This window comes from Marinobacterium profundum (genome assembly GCF_001528745.1).
Classification (GTDB): Bacteria; Pseudomonadota; Gammaproteobacteria; order Pseudomonadales; family Balneatricaceae; genus Marinobacterium_A; species Marinobacterium_A profundum.
The window spans coordinates 1-1,209 of record NZ_BCNS01000055.1 but is presented as its reverse complement, the minus strand read 5'-3'; the positions used below and the strand labels follow the sequence as shown (position 1 = coordinate 1,209).

General features: G+C 42.7%; 2 protein-coding genes. Both read left to right on the top strand.

The annotated features are described in order from the left end of the window. Positions 1 to 74: 74 nt before the first annotated feature. Positions 75 to 599: a hypothetical protein gene (locus MPRO_RS02830; protein ID WP_067286657.1), complete on the top strand. Its 525-nt coding sequence runs from the start codon at positions 75 to 77 to the stop codon at positions 597 to 599. Then, complete coding sequence (locus MPRO_RS25680) at positions 596 to 1,075, top strand: hypothetical protein (protein WP_158651734.1); 480 nt, start codon at positions 596 to 598, stop codon at positions 1,073 to 1,075. The genes MPRO_RS02830 and MPRO_RS25680 overlap by 4 nt, the downstream gene beginning before the upstream one ends. The last annotated feature ends 134 nt before the right edge of the window (positions 1,076 to 1,209 follow it).

Genomic DNA, 1,209 nt, shown 5'->3' with positions numbered 1-1,209 from the left:
TCAGGAAATACTGGCCTCAGGTAAATCGGCCTGCGAGGCTACGATAAAAATGTTAGCCATCATGGAGGGATAGTATGAGCGGGAAGTCTACGAACAAATTGGACATTGCCATATTCAGCGCTGTTGCCTTAGTGCTGCTGTGTTTAATCGCTCTGCTAGCATCCAACTTAATATTTCAGTATTCAAATTATCGTGATGGTATAGGAATGGCCTTGGCAGATCCAAAATACATAGATCATGCAAGCATCCTAACCTATTCCAGAGCTTGGGATTTTTCCGTTGCAAAAACATCTGCTCTGTTTTTGTCGTTTTTGCTAATTTTCACAGGTGCGCTGTATGTTCTTAGAGCAGCAGAATCTAAAGTCGAGTTGAATGCTGAGCAAGGAGACTTTAAAGGGAGCCTATCCGTCACCTCTCCTGGCCTTGTAATGGTTGCTTTAGGAGTTTTCTTAGTTGCGTTCGTATTATCGAATAAAACCATGGTGGAGTACTCAAGAAATGGGCTAACTGAAAGAAATGGCGAAGAAGTCAAAAAGGAAAGAAGTCTCATTGAGCCCTCAAACCCCGTTGAGCAGATTAATAGGGAGAGTGTAAAATGAAACTAATCAACAGGCTAGACTTAAAATTAACGGCATTCCTAACATTTCTATTCATGTCGCTCTCTTCTCATGCTTCAGAGCATACCGGCTACTGGTCCCAGATTACTCCGAGCGGTTTAGAATTTAAATGTCAGGGGGTCTATTCGAAAGATCAGTTAGTGTCTACTTTAAGGAAGGCTGGATGGAATGTAGATAAAAGCATCCCCAAAGTTAATTGGGTTCGGGACGAAGCAGTAGTTGTTGCGCCATCAAGCTACTATAAAAAAGGAAAAATGGTGTTCTATGGATTAAATCGCACTAATGATGGCATTGTACTGGACTACGGATGGATTTCGAATGCTAGTGAAAGTGTCTCTGCTAATTCTGCTACGTTTGGCTCAGTATCTGAAGGCAAGCCAACTACTATAGTAATTACATACAAGCGAGGGTTAGACAATGGACTTCAATTTACTTGTTCAAATCGTGGTATGCAGTAGTAATGGCTAACAAGGCAGGGCAAACGCATGAACATTATTTGATCAGCCCGAGAATGTGAAACAGGTAACGGTCACTCCAGCCGCACCCCTTGCGCTTGTTCTTGATCCCGACTTTGACAGTGGTGTCCTGCTTC